General features: G+C 51.6%; 20 protein-coding genes. 10 read left to right on the top strand and 10 right to left on the bottom strand.

Features of this window, described 5'->3' with window-relative positions:
- Positions 1-18: 18 nt before the first annotated feature.
- The 3 genes from KK062_RS02315 to KK062_RS02305 form a co-directional block, all read right to left on the bottom strand.
- Complete coding sequence (locus KK062_RS02315) at positions 19-771, bottom strand: alpha/beta fold hydrolase (protein ID WP_254082613.1); 753 nt, start codon at positions 769-771, stop codon at positions 19-21.
- A gap of 63 nt (positions 772-834) precedes the next feature.
- Positions 835-1332 (bottom strand): CvpA family protein, encoded by a 498-nt coding sequence (locus tag KK062_RS02310; RefSeq protein WP_254082612.1) that lies wholly within the window; start codon positions 1330-1332, stop codon positions 835-837.
- A gap of 6 nt (positions 1333-1338) precedes the next feature.
- A complete protein-coding gene (locus KK062_RS02305; protein ID WP_254082611.1) occupies positions 1339-1791 on the bottom strand; it encodes a GatB/YqeY domain-containing protein in 453 nt (150 codons plus the stop codon).
- Positions 1792-1871: 80 nt separating this feature from the next.
- On the opposite strand from KK062_RS02305, the gene KK062_RS02300 reads away from it, so the two are divergent.
- A complete protein-coding gene (locus tag KK062_RS02300) occupies positions 1872-2588 on the top strand; it encodes a pyridoxine 5'-phosphate synthase (RefSeq protein ID WP_254082610.1) in 717 nt (238 codons plus the stop codon).
- Between the two features lie 12 nt (positions 2589-2600).
- Here KK062_RS02300 and KK062_RS02295 read toward each other — a convergent pair whose 3' ends face one another.
- Positions 2601-4943 (bottom strand): lamin tail domain-containing protein, encoded by a 2343-nt coding sequence (locus KK062_RS02295; RefSeq protein WP_254082609.1) that lies wholly within the window; start codon positions 4941-4943, stop codon positions 2601-2603.
- A 52-nt stretch (positions 4944-4995) separates the two neighbouring features.
- Between KK062_RS02295 and KK062_RS02290 the strand changes: the two genes are divergently transcribed.
- Entirely contained in the window at positions 4996-5991 is a 996-nt protein-coding gene (locus KK062_RS02290; RefSeq protein ID WP_254082608.1) for an aspartate-semialdehyde dehydrogenase, read from the top strand.
- 263 nt (positions 5992-6254) lie between these two features.
- On the opposite strand, the gene KK062_RS02285 is transcribed toward KK062_RS02290, so the two are convergent.
- Positions 6255-6845, bottom strand: coding sequence for a LemA family protein (locus tag KK062_RS02285; RefSeq protein WP_254082607.1), 591 nt, complete (start codon positions 6843-6845; stop codon positions 6255-6257).
- Positions 6846-6889: 44 nt separating this feature from the next.
- Positions 6890-7969, bottom strand: coding sequence for a peptide chain release factor 1 (gene prfA, locus KK062_RS02280; RefSeq protein ID WP_254082606.1), 1080 nt, complete (start codon positions 7967-7969; stop codon positions 6890-6892).
- A 114-nt stretch (positions 7970-8083) separates the two neighbouring features.
- On the opposite strand from prfA, the gene KK062_RS02275 reads away from it, so the two are divergent.
- Positions 8084-8584, top strand: a complete 501-nt coding sequence (locus tag KK062_RS02275; protein ID WP_254082605.1) for a transposase — start codon at positions 8084-8086, stop codon at positions 8582-8584.
- Here the strand turns inward: KK062_RS02275 and KK062_RS02270 are convergent.
- Entirely contained in the window at positions 8581-8814 is a 234-nt protein-coding gene (locus KK062_RS02270) for a Kazal-type serine protease inhibitor family protein (protein WP_254082604.1), read from the bottom strand. The two genes, KK062_RS02275 and KK062_RS02270, sit on opposite strands and share 4 nt — an antisense overlap.
- 63 nt (positions 8815-8877) lie before the next feature.
- Positions 8878-9132 carry a Kazal-type serine protease inhibitor family protein gene (locus KK062_RS02265; RefSeq protein WP_254082603.1) on the bottom strand — a complete coding sequence of 85 codons (255 nt, stop codon included), beginning with the start codon at positions 9130-9132 and terminating at the stop codon, positions 8878-8880.
- 129 nt (positions 9133-9261) lie between these two features.
- On the opposite strand from KK062_RS02265, the gene KK062_RS02260 reads away from it, so the two are divergent.
- The gene (locus tag KK062_RS02260; protein WP_254082602.1) at positions 9262-10851 is read left to right on the top strand and encodes a M20/M25/M40 family metallo-hydrolase; all 1590 of its coding nucleotides are present in this window, start codon (positions 9262-9264) and stop codon (positions 10849-10851) included.
- 77 nt (positions 10852-10928) lie between these two features.
- Here the strand turns inward: KK062_RS02260 and KK062_RS02255 are convergent, their stop codons facing one another.
- A complete protein-coding gene (locus KK062_RS02255) occupies positions 10929-11501 on the bottom strand; it encodes a DNA-3-methyladenine glycosylase I (protein ID WP_254082601.1) in 573 nt (190 codons plus the stop codon).
- A 5-nt stretch (positions 11502-11506) separates the two neighbouring features.
- Positions 11507-12646, bottom strand: coding sequence for a trans-sulfuration enzyme family protein (locus KK062_RS02250; RefSeq protein ID WP_254082600.1), 1140 nt, complete (start codon positions 12644-12646; stop codon positions 11507-11509).
- Between the two features lie 99 nt (positions 12647-12745).
- Here KK062_RS02250 and KK062_RS02245 point away from each other — a divergent pair, with 99 nt between their 5' ends.
- The 6 genes from KK062_RS02245 (at position 12746) to KK062_RS02220 (ending at position 17238) form a co-directional block, all read left to right on the top strand.
- Positions 12746-13120: a hypothetical protein gene (locus KK062_RS02245; RefSeq protein WP_254082599.1), complete on the top strand. Its 375-nt coding sequence runs from the start codon at positions 12746-12748 to the stop codon at positions 13118-13120.
- 27 nt (positions 13121-13147) lie between these two features.
- A complete protein-coding gene (locus KK062_RS02240) occupies positions 13148-13822 on the top strand; it encodes a hypothetical protein (protein ID WP_254082598.1) in 675 nt (224 codons plus the stop codon).
- The gene (locus KK062_RS02235; RefSeq protein ID WP_254082597.1) at positions 13768-14565 is read left to right on the top strand and encodes a sensor histidine kinase; all 798 of its coding nucleotides are present in this window, start codon (positions 13768-13770) and stop codon (positions 14563-14565) included. The genes KK062_RS02240 and KK062_RS02235 overlap by 55 nt, the downstream gene beginning before the upstream one ends.
- Positions 14552-15202 (top strand): response regulator transcription factor, encoded by a 651-nt coding sequence (locus KK062_RS02230; protein ID WP_254082596.1) that lies wholly within the window; start codon positions 14552-14554, stop codon positions 15200-15202. The genes KK062_RS02235 and KK062_RS02230 overlap by 14 nt, the downstream gene beginning before the upstream one ends.
- 221 nt (positions 15203-15423) lie before the next feature.
- Complete coding sequence (locus KK062_RS02225) at positions 15424-15861, top strand: response regulator (RefSeq protein ID WP_317195731.1); 438 nt, start codon at positions 15424-15426, stop codon at positions 15859-15861.
- 135 nt (positions 15862-15996) lie between these two features.
- A complete protein-coding gene (locus KK062_RS02220) occupies positions 15997-17238 on the top strand; it encodes a BaiN/RdsA family NAD(P)/FAD-dependent oxidoreductase (RefSeq protein WP_254082595.1) in 1242 nt (413 codons plus the stop codon).
- Positions 17239-17381 lie beyond the last annotated feature (143 nt).

Genomic DNA, 17381 nt, shown 5'->3' with positions numbered 1-17381 from the left:
AGCGTTTCTTGTCAGTTCTCAGTGTAAGACGAAGTCTTCTACGATTTCGTTGAATTTTTCAGGGTGCTCCATCATGGGCGCGTGACAGCACTTGTCGACGAACTTTAGCGTCGAATTGGGAATCAACCTGTTAAACTCATGGGCCACGACGGGTGGCGTAATAGTATCATTCAAACCCCATACCAATAATGTCGGCACTGTGATATTGGGGATCTCTTCTGCCATGTTATGGCGCTGCGCAGACTTGGCAATTGCTACGATCCGCATGCATTTGGGGATGCTATTGGTGATTTCAAACACTTCGTCCACCAATGCTTTGGAGGCTACGGCCGGGTCGTAAAACGTGTACGCGACGCGTTCTTTGATGTACTCGTAATTTCCCCGTTTGGGATAAGATCCTCCCATAGAATCTTCAAACAGGCCGGAGCTACCGGTCAGGATGAGCTTTTTTACCTTATCGCCGTTTCGCAACGTATAGATCAATGCAACGTGTCCACCGAGGCTGTTGCCCATGATAATCATGTTGCTCAGCTTTTGCGCGGCGACGAAGTCCTCTACAAATTTGTTGAGTCCTTCCAGGCCCGCTTCCCTGATGGGCATTTCATAAATGGGCAGCATGGGAATTACTACCCTAAAATTTTTAGAGAATCGGGCCACAACGCCTTCCCAATTGCTCAATGCACCGAATAAACCGTGCAGGAGTAGCAAAACCTCACCCTGCCCCTCGTCGACAAACTTAAACCCGTCCTTCTCTTTAACCGCGATGGCCATTGTTGTTCTATTAAACGTCAATAAGTAAAGAAAAAATTCTATTAGAATGAAAAAATTCGAGCGTTAGAAAATCCCTCTGAAAAAGGGCAAAATATACCCTATACCATGGATAATATTGGGGGCAAGCTTCGAGACCATCGGTAGGACCCAGGAATCAGCCGTCCAATCATCGGGAAAGCCGAATTTTAAAGAATAAAAAAGCCACAGGAACACGCTCATCATAAAGCCCGAGCGAAACAGGCCCATTAGTCCGCCGGCTACCTGATCTACCTTCCCTAAAAATGAGTGGTCTACTTTCTTGGAAATAAACCTGGACAGGAGGTTGACGGCAAATACCACGAGGACAAGAACAGCGGTGAAGGCGATGTAGGGCAGTGCTTTCGCGTCGATATGATAACTTTTTTCGAGATGCACCATGACCCAGCCCATGAGCTTAAAGCCTGCAACGATACCCAGCAAAATGGAGAGGAACGAGATAAGCTCCAACAGGAATCCATCGCGGAATCCGTTGTAGGCGCCTACCAGAATAATGATTGCGAGGGTTATGTCGACTTTACTCATGACTCCTTACGGGGTGAGCAATTTTTTGACAAGTTCGGAAATAATTTTGCCATCGGCCTGTCCGGACAGCTTTTTTGTGGCTGTGCCCATAACCTTGCCCATGTCTTGCGGACCTTTGGCACCCACTTCGGCGATGATCTCTTTCACCGTTGCCTCGATCTCTTCATTGGAAAGCTGCTTGGGCAGATAACGGGTGATGATCTCGAGCTGAAAGTTTTCTTTATCGGCCAGGTCCTGGCGGCCCTGCTGTGTAAAAATATCGGAGGATTCTTTCCGTTGTTTGGCAGCTTTTGTGAGGATCTTGTTCTCGACATCGGTTGACACGTCACCCGAACCACCCTTCTCCGTCTCGGCCAGCAGGATCATCGACTTAATGCTGCGCAACGCCTCCAACTCTTCTTTGTTTTTGGCAAGCATGGCTTTTTTGATATCACCATCTATTTGTTGCTTCAGGCTCATATGAATTTATTTTTAAGTACTACTTTTCGAAACCCATTTACCGGGATCCAGTTTTATCAAAGCATTCGAGGGAACGACCTATGACCAGACTGAGCGTCAATATTAATAAAATTGCCACACTCCGGAATGCACGGGGAGGAAATAATCCAGATGTGATCAAGGTCGCCATTGACTGCGAACGGTTTGGCGCCCAGGGCATCACTGTGCATCCACGCCCCGACGAACGCCACATACGTTACAAAGACGTGTTGATGTTGCGCGATGTCGTGACGACTGAATTTAACATCGAGGGCTATCCTGACGAACGTTATGTCAAGATGATGCACGAGGTGAAGCCTGCGCAAGCCACACTGGTACCGGACCCGCCCAACGCCATTACTTCCAATGCCGGATGGGATACGATAAAGCATGAATCTTTCTTGCGTGACATTGTTCAGGAGATCAAGTCGCTCGGTGTACGCGTGTCTATTTTTGTAGATCCGTCGCCCCGCATGGTCGAAGGCGCCATCGCCGTCGGTGCCGACCGTGTTGAATTGTACACGGAGCCTTATGCCGTGGAGTACCTTGTCAATAAAGAGGTCGCCATTAAACCCTATATCGAAAGCGCTAAGATAGCCCACGCGGGAGGTATTGGCATAAACGCCGGCCACGACCTGGACCTGAACAACCTGAAGTATCTGCATCAAAACATCCCGCACCTGGACGAGGTCTCTATCGGCCATGCGCTCGTATCCGATGCCTTGTATTACGGTCTGGAAAACACCATTCAACTATATCTTAAACAGCTCAAGGATTAGAGATCTTTAGCCTTAGTGAAGGCGAGCTGCCACGGCTACGCGCTTGCGTATGGTTTGTACGTTTCCTTTTGGGTCGATCAGCTCCATCCATATCATGTAGTAGCCTACCCGTGCTTTCGTGCCATCGTCGCAGTCGCCGTCCCATCGCAGAAAACCTTCGCTGCCTAGCAGCGCATTGTTGGCAAGCTCGCGAACGACCCGTCCGTGGGGATCGACAATACGAACGTTGGCTGCGTAGCCCCCTGGGTCGAGTCTATAGTGTATTTCTGTAAAATCAGGCTGGCCGGTAAGCGGTATAAAAACTTCCGGTGTTATAACAACGGCATCGCCAAACATCTGTGCGGGCCGGGCTTGTGAGTTGATATACCCCGGCGTGGCATAGCCGGCCGTGGTACTGGCGGACTTCCAATTAGCGGACGCATCGGTGGCACCGGTAAACGAGATGCGCTCGAGGGAAACACCTTCGGTGTCTTTTAGGAACGGTGAATGATAGATGTCTTTGTAATGAAAGCTATCCAATATGTGGCCCGTGCTGTCGGTCAAGGCAACGGACTCGTCGTCGTCGTTCAGAGATGGGAGTATCATTTCAACCAGGTGCTGTGCCGTTGGGTAATGATTCGTGAGCGTAGCGGCATCGGTCGTGAGCGCCAGGTAGCCGCCGGGTGGCAACAACAGATCGTCTTCACTGACGACTTCGGCTTCCTTTACCTGATCATCCTCTCTGCGGCCCAACGCCCAACCTTTCAGGTTGAAATATTGTGTAGAAGTGTTTACGATCTCGACAAAGTCTACGCCTTGCGGGCGAGGATTGAAGAGGACTTCGTTTAACACGACCTGGTGTTCCTGAGGTTCGGCGGGCAGGCGGAAGGTAGCGCGGCCGTTGGCCGGCAATAGCGGGTTACCGATGCAGTCCCAGATATTTTGCGTGGTCAGTGTGTAGGTCTTTTCAACATCAAGTGGTGTGCGCAAGAGCAGGTCCAGGCGACGCAACGACGGGTCGGCGAAAGAAACGGAAGCGATCTGCACTGCCGGAGAGAATGTAAAGTTTGTCGTGACCGGCACATCGGCCGCCAGGCGTTCGTTGAAGCGCAGCGTGACGTGTGTGGCATCGGTGGGAATAACGGAAACCAATACCGGACCCGTATTGTCGGTTCGTTGTGCCCGCACGCTGTTTTGTGTGCCGGGTGTACCGCCAGCGGGTGCGAGCGAGGCAGTCCAGTTTACGTCGTCTCCGCACAGGTCGTTTGGATCGATGATCTCCAGCGACCATCCGCCGGCGCGCTTGTCGGCACTGCTATACCAACGGTCGGAATATTGCACCGAGTCAATAACGGTACCGTCGGCCAGGCGTAGGACAATTTTATCGCCGGCGTTGTTAAGCAAGGGAAAGATTTGCGTCGCGGCGATGGCTCCATAAGCTTTAAAACTATCTGCTACGGCGGCTCCGGTAATGATGGCATAGCCACCGGCGGGTAACGTCGTCGCGGGTAATGTAGCGCGTGTTGTTCCGTCTGTCAGCATCCAGCCGCCCAGATTGAATGTTTTCGTGCTGCGGTTGTGTACCTCCACAAATTCGGTATCGGGCAGGCCGACCTCGGGTGTGGGGTCGGCCATGACTTCAGAAATGATCACGTCTTTATATGCCGGCCGGGCGCCGGGCGCTACCGGTTTGCCGGTAATGAGAATGTCGTCGAAGTAAAAAAGGTTTGAGCGGGTGGCCGTGTAGTCGCAAAAGACCCCGGCGTACAGCGATGTTGCATGCATGACATCCGTAGTGGCTCCTTCTAACGTATAATAACCCGTTATGCCTACGTCCGTATAGAGTTGCCATTGCCCGGCAGCGTCACGTGTTACCTTAATTCGCATGCTGGAATTGGGAAATGCCAGGCGGCCGTTCACGCCGTCGATGATCTTTACTCGTGTCGTGCCTGTTTGGCGGTATAAGCTTATTTCGTCGTCGGTGTTACCGACCATGACGTAGTAGCCCTGCAGGGCACTGCCCAGGTTGGCGGTGCTGGATGCCAGGTATACGCGTGCATAATTCGACGACGAGGGATCAAACCCGAGCCAGGCGGAAAACTCCCACGATGCGTCGGCGAGTGCCTGACTGGGGGTCGCCAGGTAGGCTTCGCCGGCCTCTTCGGCTGCCTGCAGGCGGAGGCGGCCGGACGATATGATGAAGTGCGTGGCGGTGCCGGTCCACATTGGATTGTTCGTAAAGTTTCCATCTGCAAAAGAATCAGACACTTGAGCGAACAGTTGTTGGCTGGCGAGCAAAAACGCAAACGTTATAAAAGTCTTTTCCGTAAACGTTTTCAGGATGGAAAAAATGAATATTTGTAGGGGCTTCGACATAGGCACAACGGGAATAGATTATTTTTGTAAACTATAATAAAATCATAACAAAATGAAACTCGCAGTTGTAGGTGCTACCGGTCTGGTAGGCCAGGAAATCCTCAAAGTACTTGAGGAGAGAAGTTTTAAGTTTGACCAGTTATATCTCGTAGCCTCGGCCAAATCGGTGGGGCAGATCATAAAGTATAAGGGTAAGGAATATTCCGTTAAGAGCATGGAGGAGGCTATCAAGCTCGCTCCCGATGTGGCTATTTTCTCGGCGGGCGGCAACACTTCCCTGGAGTGGGCGCCGAAATTTGCAGCCGTAGGCACGATCGTGATCGACAACTCTTCGGCCTGGCGCATGGACCCGACTAAAAAACTGGTTGTTCCCGAAATCAATGGTCATGAAATTACCATTGACGACCGCATCATTGCCAACCCCAACTGTTCGACGATTCAGATGGTGATGGCGCTGGCGCCGCTGCACGTTAAATATACCATTAAACGCATTGTCGTTTCAACCTATCAGTCCGTAACCGGTACCGGCAAAGACGCAGTACAGCAGATGATGGATGAGCGCCAGGGCATCAATGGCCCGAAGGTGTACCCGCACAACATCGATATGAACGTGTTGCCGCACATCGACTCGTTCCTCGATAACGGCTACACCAAAGAGGAAATGAAGATGGTGAACGAAACCCGCAAGATCCTGGGCAACCAGTCGATCGCGGTAACGGCTACCACCGTGCGTATCCCCGCTGTCGGCGGTCACTCGGAAGCTGTGAACGTAGAGTTCGATGAAGATTTCAACCTGAGCGAAGTGCGTTCGATCCTGGCCGACACGCCGGGCGTGATTGTTCAAGACGATCCAAAAAACAATATCTACCCGATGCCGATCAATTCACACGGTCGTGACGAGGTATTTGTAGGTCGTCTGCGTCGTGATGAGTCGCAACCGAATACGCTGAACATGTGGATTGTGGCGGATAACCTCCGTAAGGGGGCTGCAACGAATGCTGTGCAGATTGCGGAATTTATGACCGAGAGAAGCCTGGTGGCGGAATAATCGTTAGGCGCTTGTGATATCAAGGCCGTTCCGCTGGAATGGCCTTTTTTTATGTTTTGGATAGGCTCTGCTATAAGTTCCTATATGTCAGGGATAGCTAAGGTATGGCTTTGGTATGGCTTTGGTATGGGTTTGATACGGGTAATCCCCGGCTTTGCTATAGGGATGGCCTATTGTTGGGGTGGGTTTGAGTAGGGGATACAATAAAAAAGCCCTCCCGATTCCGGGAGGGCCCTCTCTAGTGCAAGCAGAGAGTTTGGATCTTATTTACTTTCGTTGAAATCTACTTTCGGAGCGTTTTGGGCATCGGCAGAAGCTTCGAAGCCTTTGCGTACGCTGAAGTCCTCGCCACCGCCAAAGAGGCCGAGGGCAAAGCGTTTAAAGAAACCGCGGACGAAGACGTTGTAGTTCCGAACAGCCTCGTTGTAGCGCTGGCGGGCTACGTTGATGCGGTTTTCGGTGCCTTCCAATTGTGACTGCAATTCCTGGAAGTTTTCGGTTGACCGGATTTGAGGGTACGCCTCAAACGCCAGGTTGATGGCTGTATTGATCTGGCGACCGGCCAGCTCAAGGTCTTCCGGCGTTTTGGCATTAACGATACCGGCACGGGCCTGTGTTACTTGTGTCAAAATGCTCCTTTCGTTTTCGGCGGCACCTTTTACTGTTTGCACGAGGTTGGGGATGAGATCCGCCCGGCGCTGATAAGCAGCCTGTACGTCGGCCCACTGGGCGTTGACGTCTTCCTGTGCGGCGACGGCTTTATCATAGACACCGCTACCCCAAGAAATAAATCCGAAAACAATTACGACAATGACACCCAGTACAATCAGTACGGTCAATAATCCTTTGCTCATAGTTTTTTATATGCTTTATCGAATGTAGCCATTAGAATCAATAATCAGGCCGCTCCGGCGCCCTCTGCCATTTTTTCAGCACTGTCGGCAATCCGCAATTGCTCTATGAAATCTTCCAGGTCGCCGTTCATGACGGCCGGCAGGTTGTACACCGTGTAGCCAATGCGGTGGTCGGTTACACGGCTTTGCGGGTAATTATAGGTGCGAATCTTTTCGGAGCGGTCTCCACTGCGGACCAACGAACGGCGGGCGGCCCCTATTTCGTTTGCCTGTTTTGTGACCTCCATCTCATAGAGCTTGGTCCTCAGCATCTGCAATGCGCGCTCGCGGTTGCCATGCTGGGAGCGTTCGACCTGACAGGTAATAACAATACCGGTAGGCTTATGCGTAAGCTGTACTTTGGTTTCAACCTTGTTTACGTTCTGTCCACCAGCACCGCTGGAGCGTGCTGTTTGTATTTCAATGTCGGCCGGATTGATTACGACCTCCTCGACTTCGTCTACTTCGGGCAATGCTACAACCGATGCGGCCGAGGTGTGTACCCGACCCTGTTGCTCGGTAGCCGGCACACGCTGTACGCGGTGTACACCCGACTCGAATTTGAACAGACCGTACGCTCCGTCGCCGCTTACGCTGCTGATCACTTCTTTATAGCCGCCAGCAGTGCCTTCGGTCACGTCCAGTACGGCCATTTTGAGCCCGCGCTTTTCGCAGAAGCGTTGGTACATGCGCCAGAGGTCGCCTGCAAAAATGGCGGCTTCGTCGCCACCCGTACCTGCCCGAATTTCCAGGAGCACATTGCCGTCATCATTTGGATCTTTGGGGATCAGCAGCTCTTTTAGCTCAGCTTCAAAACCGTCGATGCGCGGTTCCAGCTCATCTATTTCCATCTTTGCCAGCTCGCGCAACTCGCTTTCCTTTTCTTTCGCCAACACGTCTTTGGCTTGCTGCAGGTGGTTACGGGACTCCTTAAGCTGATTGTATTTCAATACGATCTTTTCCAGATCGCGGTATTCTTTGCTCAGCTGCGAGAACTTCTTCAAGTCGCTCATCGTGTCGGGCTGGGCCAGCAGCAGGCCCACATCTTCAAAACGGAGCTTTATTTCTTCCAATTTCTCTATCATACAATGTAATCAGCCTACAAAGTTACGACAAAGAATACGGATTTCCCGGGCCGAGGGTTGACACCGGAAAGACAACAATTTGGATTTTCAATGCTTACCCACAACCTTTGGGTCATGAAACCCAGGATCGTCATTTTATTGCTTTGCCTTACTGCGTGCGGAGGCACCCTAACCGAAGAACAGCGTCGCAAATTGCACGAAGGCATGGAGGAGCAAAAGATCGTACAGATGACCGATGCGGAAATTATGACCACCGCCCACGAACGCGGCCGCGAGGTTTTTGCGGCCCTGGAAAAAGTACACTTTAACCCGGCGAAGGCCGACTCGATTGGCGAGCGTTACAAGGCACGCATCCATTGGACAGTGCCGGGCACGGCTAGTAATCAGGAAATCGAACAGCAACTAATTGAAGCCTATATTTCCGGTATGGTGACAGGTTCACTGCAAGACAATGTGCAGCGACTGTATACAGACGCCAAGCAAGGTGGCTACGACTCGATCTTATATTCCAAGCCGGTGGTAAGCCCCATGCCTGACGGTGTTGAAAAGCTTGACGGCGTGTGGAATATTTACCTTTCCAAAAAACAGGTCGTTCTTACGGCGCCGCGCCACTAACACGGGCCTGTCGTCCATTTCAGGACGCCGTTTGCCTTTGCTTCACAGTCGTTATCATAGGTATTACCATCGCAACCGCAGACGGGATCTACTACCGCCGGACACATGGCATGGTCGTCAATCTTAGCAGGGTCAACGCAACTCGTTGCGCCGTTATCATCGTCGCTGCCACAAGAGAACGATGTGATCAACAGCAGGCCCAGTATCATGGCATAATGACTTTTCCTCATAACGTTGTGCTTTAGTTTCTCAGGCATAGACGCTAAAAAACTATTCCGCAACAAGGATCCTGACTATCTGTTGCGCTGCCCTAATTGACATGGGCCTACAGACCATTGCTGTACGCCCTGGGTACTGGCCGAGCACGCATTACCGTAGGTCTTGCCGTTGCAACCGCAGACGGGAGCATACTCCATCGTGCACGCGGCATCTTTCACGATCTTATTCGAATCGATACAATCGGATATGATGCCACCACCGTCCTCCTCGCAGGAGGACAATACTATAAACAGCAATCCAGCCATTCTGGCAAACCAATTTAGTCGCATACGTTTTGCTTTGTTATGCCTGAATAGACACCAAAAATCTGTGTTTCGTTGGAAAGATTTAAATGAACGGTATCTTCTGCTTCAAAATAGACACTACATTTAGGCATCATTGACCAAAACCGAATGTTTATGAAGAAACCTTTTACAAGCCTGCTAACCCTGGCAGTGCTGACGGCGCCGTTACTTCTGGCCGCACAGACTGTGGAAAAGATTGATACCGCCATGGTATCAAAAATTAAGAACGAGGGTATGAATCGCTCGCAGGTGATGGATATCCTGAGCATGCTGACCGACATTCACGGCCCACGGCTCACCAACTCCCCCGGCTATAAAAATGCGGCCAACTATGCCAAGACGACGCTGGAGTCGTGGGGTGTACAAAACGTTGTTTTCGATACCTGGGAAGAAGACTTTGGTCGCGGCTGGCAGCTGAAGAAGTTCAGCTTGAGCTCTTTGGCACCGGCGTATTTTCCGATGATTGCGTATCCCAAAGCCTGGTCGCCGGGTGTAAAAGGTGCCATTCAGGCCGAGGCGGTATACCTGGACATCAGCAAAGAAGAAGATCTTAAGAAATACGAGGGTAAGCTAAAAGGTAAGATCGTGATGTTTAGTTTGCCTACACCGGTGAAGCCTGGCTTTAAACCCGACGCTACGCGTCTGAGTGACTCGACGTTGCTGGTGATGGCTAATGCCGGTGTCATAGAGGCGCAAGGTGGCCGCCGTTTTTCGTCGCCGCAGGAGCCCCAACGTCTTGCCTATGCAAAATGGGCGTTGTGTCAGAAAGAAGGCGCCGTAGCCGTGATCGAAGCCAGCTCGTCGTTCCGTCTCGAAGATGGGACCCTTACCGTCGCTGCCGCTACCGTACCGTACCCGGCGGAAACACCTTTCAGCAAACGCGTTGCTGCCTACAAAGAAAACGTGCCGAAGATCCTGCCGCAGGTGGTTGTATCGGCTGAGCACTATAACCGCCTGGTGCGCCAGATTCAGAAAGGTCAAACGGTAAAGCTCGAGCTCGCGTTGGAGACGGCGTTTACGCCGTCGGCCCCGGGCTATAACGTCATTGGTGAAATACCGGGTACTGACCTGAAGGACGAGGTGGTCATGATTGGCGCCCACTTAGACTCCTGGCATAGCGGCACCGGCACGACCGACAATGCTGCCGGCTCGGCGGTGATGCTGGAGGCGATCCGTATTTTGAAGACGCTGGGTGTATCGCCGCGTCGTACGATTCGCATTGCGTTGTGGGGTGGCGAAGAGCAAGGTCTGCTCGGTTCGAAGTCGTATGTAAAGCGTACGTATGGCGAGCGTCTCGACAAGGCTTATCCGTACGACTCGATCAAGATGACGCCGGCTGCCGAGAAGTTTTCGGTATACCTGAACATGGACAATGGCTCGGGCCGCTTTCGCGGTATATACTTGCAGGGCAATGAGAACATCGGCAACATTTTCCGGGCGTGGTTCAAGCCATTCAACAAAGTGGGTGCCTCCACGCTCACCCTGCAAAACACTGGTGGCACCGATCACTTATCGTTTGACGCTATCGGCTTGCCCGGCTTCCAGTTTATTCAAGATCCGCTGGAGTACGGCACCCGCACGCACCACACCAGCATGGACGTATATGACAAAGCTGTCGAGGGCGATCTGAAGCAAAACGCCTCTATCGTTGCGTCATTCGCCTGGCTCGCCGCGATGCGCGATGAGAAGATGCCGCGTAAGTAACGCCATGGCTATACTTCACAAAAAAGGTGTGCTGACGAATTTGTCGGCACACCTTTTTTTGTTGATCCCTGTATGTATCATTTCTTTCGTGCGGTCCGCTTCCAGCAGTCCAGCAGGTGATCGTTTACCAGGCCGCATGCCTGCATGTGCGCATAGATGACCGTGCTGCCAACGAATTTAAATCCGCGCTTGATCAGATCCTTGCTCAACGCATCCGACTCCGGCGTGGTCGCCGGTATTTCGCTAAGCGACCTCCGCTTGTTAACGATGGGCTTACCGCCGACAAAGCCCCAGATATATTTATCGAACGTACCGAATTCTTCCTGTACTTCCAGGAAGCGCCTGGCGTTGTTGGCTGCGGCATAAACCTTTAGGCGATTGCGAACGATGCCGGGATCCAACAGAATCTTTTCCAGCTTCACGTCCGTAAACCGCGCTACCTTTTTCGGGTCGAAATTGGCGAAGGCCTTACGGTAGCCATCGCGTTTTTTCAAGATGGTGGACCAACTCAGACCGGCTTGTGCACCTTCCAGAATGAGGAACTCGAAATGCACATTGTCATCGTGCACGGGCTCGCCCCACTCTTCGTCGTGGTAGCGGATATAGTCTTCAAATCCCAGGCACCAGCCACATCTATTCTTTTCTTTCATGATGATTATGCGAGCGCTTGTTTAATGTCATTTATCAAATCCTCTGCTTCCTCAATGCCGGTGGAAAGGCGGACAAGTCCATCGGTCACGCCCGTGGCTTTGCGCTCTTCAGCGCTTACCTTAACGTGGGAGGTACGCGCAGGACTGGTAATGGTTGACTCCACCCCGCCAAGGCTGGCAGCACGTTGAATAAGTGCAAGCTTCGCCATGAACACTTGTGCATCGCCTTTTACTTCAAACGACAGCATGCCGCCGAAGCCGCCGGGCATTTGAGCCTTGGCAACGATATGGTTCGGATGGTCTTCCAGTCCGGGGTAGTATACCTGACCGATGCGGTTGTCGGTCTTGAGATACCGGGCAATGGCCAGCGCATTTTCATTTTGCTGGCGTACGCGCAACACGATGGTCTTCAGGCTGCGCTCGACAAGCCAGGCTGTGTGCGCATCGAGACTGCCACCATGGTTTATGGCACTGGCGAGAATACGTTGGGTAAGTTCCTGGGTGGTTACGGCAAAGCCGCAGCAGAGATCGCTGTGTCCACCGATGTACTTGGTGCCGCTATGTAACACGATGTCGATGCCCAGGTCGATGGGATTCTGGTTGACGGGCGAAGCAAAGGTGTTGTCAATGACGGTCAGCAGGCCATGCCGGCGGGCGATGGCGGCGACGGCCTGTATGTCGGTTATCTTGAGCGTGGGGTTAGAAGGCGTCTCTATATAGATCAGTCGGGTCTCGGGGCGAATGGCCTTTTCAAAGTTTGCCGGCTCAGCCCCGTCCACCAATGTATAGTCAATACCAAACCGTGGCATTTCCTGGGCCAGGGCGTGGTGTGTACCCCCGTACAGGTCGCGTTGAAAAATGGCGTGATCGCCATTCTTAAGCAAACTGAAAAGGGTTGTGAGGATAGCGGCCATGCCGGAGGAAAAGACCACTCCGGCTTCGGCGTTTTCCAGTGCAGCAACCTTGCCTGCTACGGCCAGTTGGTTGGGTATATTAAAGTACCGGGGGTACTGCAATGGACGTCCGCCCTCATAATCGTAGGCAGATGAGGGAAAGATGGGGGTCACGACCCCACCATGCGCCAGGTATTCGTGCGAACCAGCATGAACACTTTGGGTAATTTTGGAAGTTTTGCCATGTATCATATATGCTACTAAAGTAAGATTCGTATAGGGACCAAAAAATTACATTAAAATTTTTTCAATACTTTACGCCCATGTTTCACTAAACCTCAACAATTATTTATGGGAAAAGAGTTTAAACCAAATGTTGGCCGCCAGGTAGATGCCGGCGAAGCGCAAAAGTGGATTGATGAGTATGATCGCGTGATGCGGAAGGACAAGCTCGTGGACACGAAGGCCATTTTCTACGGCCGCGATGCGCTGCTGAAGATGCTGGCAGAAGAAGGTACCACCGGAATTACCTTTTACCTGGCGCTGAAGCCGACAGAGGCAGACCCTAACAAAAAGACCGTTCAGCTGGTGCTTTACCCCACCTACGAAGACGGCGCTATCAAGGCCACTTCAAAATCAGCTGGCACGGATGCCGCAGCACTCAAGGTAATGGATGCCCAAAATCCTTACGATAAAGGACTTCAGTGCCCCCCCTATTGCCCCTAAGCGTTTTTTTTGTAAGCACCTCACCCAATGACGTTGGAGACCTACCTGTTAACGTTTAAAATTCAAACAGTCCTGGCAGCCCTTGTAACGGTCCTATCGTTTATCTATTTCGATAAACGTCAGCTCGAGGTCAAGCTGCTGGGGCTGACCTTCTTGCTGAGCTTTCTCAACGACCAGATGGCCGACATTCTCGCGTTGCGAGGCAAGGAGGTGAACGTCGCCAGCACTATTTATGGCATCGTTTCCTTTATTCCACTAAGCTTGTTATACGACAAAGCACTCAACGGCCGGTACCGCAAGGGTTTTACCATTGTGGCCATTTTGTACCTGATGTTTGCCATCTCCAATTTGTGCTTTGTGCAAAAGGTTGAGATCAATACGTACAACTACACGTTCAGCGCGATCGTATTTCTGTTTTATAGCATTTTGTATTTCTACCGGCTGATGGTAGATCTGCCCGTACAGCATCTGCACCGCGTGCCGATGTTCTGGTTCAACGCCGGTATGCTGATTTTTAATGCTGGAACATTATTTCTTTATCTATTTACCACGTATTTAGTTGAAGTTCTGCATAATGATTTATTGATTTACTGGACTTTTCACAACATCATGAATGTCATACAACTTTTGGTTGTAATGATTGGACTATGGCAGGACCTTCGGAATATCAAATCGCCCTCATCATCGCTATCGGAACCGTAGGGATGCTCTTCCTGGCGATTGCTATTATCCTGTTCATGGTGTTTTACCAGAAGAAGATGATTCAGGAGCAGTTCAAACGCCAGCAGCTTGAGCTGACCTACCAGCAAAAAATGATGGAAGCGGCGCTGGAGTCGCAGGAGAACGAGCGGCGGCGCCTGGCCGGCGAGCTGCATGACAGCATTGGCGCGATGCTTTCGACCATTCGGGTGGGCATTACCACCATGGCCCGACTGGGGTCCAACTCCGAGGCGCTGGAGCAATCCAAACAAATGCTGGACGACACGATCGGTTCGGTGCGACGCATCAGCCGCGACCTGATGCCTTCCACGCTGGAGAAATTTGGCTTCTCGCATGCGGTAAAAGAATTATGTGAGCGGTTCCACGCTACGTCGTTGCTACCCATACATTGCGTTGAGCAAGGGGAGGTGAGGAGTTTTGAAAAAGGCCGCGAGCTTATGCTGTACCGCATTGTTCAGGAGTTGCTCAACAATGCGCTCAAGCATTCGCAGGCAACTGAAATTTCCGTGCAGATGCTTGCGAGCTACAACCTGCAGTTGTCGGTAGAAGATAATGGCGTAGGGTTTGATCCGGGAATTATCAAAAACTCGTCACAAAGTGGTAAGGGGCTGGGCCTGTTCAACATTCAGAACCGTGCACGCCTGCTGGGCGCCACGGTCGAGTTTGACACGGCTCGCACGCATGGAAGTAAAATCACGCTGGTTATCCCGTATGAAAAAGTATAAAGTTTACATCGCCGACGATCATACGCTCTTCCGGAAAGCCATGGTAAACCTGCTGCGGTCGTTTCACCGCGTGCAGGAGGTAAAGGATGCCGAGAACGGCAAGGAGCTGCTGACGCTCATCAAATACGAGCAACCCGACGTGGCGATCGTAGACCTGCAGATGCCCGTGATGGACGGCGCCGAAACCTGCGAGCAGCTTATCAAGAAACACCCTGATGTCAAGATCATCATCCTGACCATGCACGACAGCAATAAGTACATTCTCCACATGATGGAAATGGGTGTACATGCTTTCCTGTTGAAAAACACCGAGCCCGACGAACTCGAGAAGGCTATCTATGCCGTTGTGGAAAAAGATTTTTACCATAACGACCTCGTTGCAGCCGTGCTGCGCAAGAACGTTACGGAGCGCAAGTCGGGACAACGACCGCAGTTCCGCCTTGCCGAACTGACGGAGCGCGAGAAGGAGATCCTGGTATTGATCTGTCGCGAGCTGACGATACGTGAGATCGGTCAGAAACTTTCGTTGAGTGAGAACACGGTACGCAACCACCGGGTGAACATGATGGACAAGATCGGTGTTAACAACACCGTCGGCCTGGTGAAGTTTGCGTACGAAGCCGGCATTGTGAGCTAATTTCCCCAAACAGGGCTCTAGTACAATTGTACTATTTTTATGGTACTTTTTTACCAGCGACGTTCTGTCGGTAACTACATATTCATCTCTTTTTCAGGGTTTTTGCCGGATCATTGTTCCAACAATCATCGTTTCGGCGCACTTCTTCCAGAACGACTGGGATCAATTCGCGAACTTTCATAAAAGGTTCAAGGAATTACACGATCAAACACGATCAAGTGATGTTTAACTCAGCACTCCTAGAAGTAATGAAAATACTTGTGGTTCACAGGCAGAAAGACACAGTTGTGCAGATAAAGTCAGTGCTTAGCGGATGTAATCCCGTTGTGCTTCACACCGAGTCTGGTTTGGATGGGCTCCTAACCTCGCGAATCGAACATTTCGATCTCATAATCTGCGGCACTGACCTGCCTGTGGTCACAGGATTCGAATTAGTACGATCAATCCGTACACATTCTGTTAACCGTAACACCCCCGTTATCTTTATTGCTGACGAAGTCAACGAAAAGACTCTCCATTTAGGAAACGCCCTCGGCGTTGCCGCCACGCTTGTAGAACGTGATGTCGACGACCAGCTGGCGGACATCGTTCAAGCGCGTGTAAAACCCGAAGCAGACAAGGACTGGAACGACCTGCTTTCCAACACCCGGCTTAATTAGTTAAGTGCCATCTTATATAATTGGTTTGGTAAAGACCCTCTCTACACAATAAACACTTCCCCCTTCCATTAGGTCGATCCCCTCCTGGTTTCAGGAGGGGATTGATTTATGTGTTAGCGCCTCCTACATTTGGGAATGCAAGTCTTTGACCTGGCGGTGATCGGTGGCGGGGCTGCGGGTTTTTTTGGTGCCCTGCAAACGGCCGAAATGAAACCGGGCAGTCGCGTTGTTGTTCTGGAGAAATCCAACAAGCTTCTTTCCAAAGTACGTATCTCCGGCGGCGGCCGCTGCAACGTAACCCATGCGTGTTTTGAACCGGGACCCCTTGCCCGTCATTATCCGCGCGGCGAAAAACTGCTGAAGAATCTTTTCCGCTCCTTTCAGGCAAAAGACACGGTGGCCTGGTTTGCTTCTAAAGGTGTGAATCTGAAGGTCGAAGACGACGGCCGCATGTTTCCAGACACTAACAGCTCTGAAACAATCATAGACTGCTTTCTGCGCGAAGCACAACGCCACGACATTGCTATTGAGGTAAGCACCGGCGAAGTGGCGGTACAACCCGGACCGGAACGTTTTACGCTCACGACGCAGCACGGCATGATTCTGCAGGCGCATCATGTCCTGGTTGCGACGGGTGGCCATGCCAATCCGCAATTTTACCAGTGGCTCGCGGCACTCGGCCACACCGTGGTACCGCCGATACCTTCGCTCTTTACATTGAACGATTCGCAAAAGGACTTTCGCGACCTGATGGGCGTTGCCGTTCCCCATGCAGAGGTACGCATTGCCACGACCAAGTTTGCGGAGACAGGCCCGGTTTTGATTACCCACTGGGGCTTGAGTGGTCCGGCGGTCATTAAGTTGTCTGCCTGGGCGGCGGCCTACCTGCACGAAGCCCAGTATCAGTGCACCGCACTGGTCAGCTGGATCGGGCCTGCCCAGGAGGAGGCTACCCGGCAGTTGCTTCACAAGCACAAGGCTGCGCACGGCAAGCAGCGGGTATATACCAATCCGCTTTTTTCCCTGCCGCAACGTTTATGGCAAAAGCTCTGTACGCTGGCGGCGATTGAAGAAACGAAGATCTGGGCCGAGCTGCCGCAAAAGAATCTGAATAAGTTACTGGAATATCTCATTCGCTGTCCCTTTCAGATAAAGGGGAAAACAACGTTTAAAGAAGAGTTTGTTACGTGTGGAGGCGTGGACCTGAAAGAGATCGACCCGGAAACCCTAGAGAGCAGGAGGATAAAAAATCTATTCTTTGCCGGCGAAGTATTAAACATCGATGGCGAAACCGGCGGGTTTAATTTTCAGTCTGCGTGGACTACCTCCCATTTAGCGGCACGGCAGATCGCTGCAAGCATTCAACGCGGCGTATGAGGGAAGAAACGACAGTTATCGCAAGTATGTTTCCATCCGGTGTAACCTATTCCTGCCCTAAAAGTATATCCCCCAAACCGGTGTAACTTAATCTTATCTTAACCGTCTCTCCCCTATTCCGGCGGTTCCATCAAAAATTAATA

This window comes from Dawidia cretensis, assembly GCF_018598175.1.
Taxonomy (GTDB): Bacteria; Bacteroidota; Bacteroidia; order Cytophagales; family Cyclobacteriaceae; genus Ohtaekwangia; species Ohtaekwangia cretensis.
Note: the sequence above shows the minus strand (reverse complement) of the source record. Positions and strands in the feature narration are given on the sequence as shown.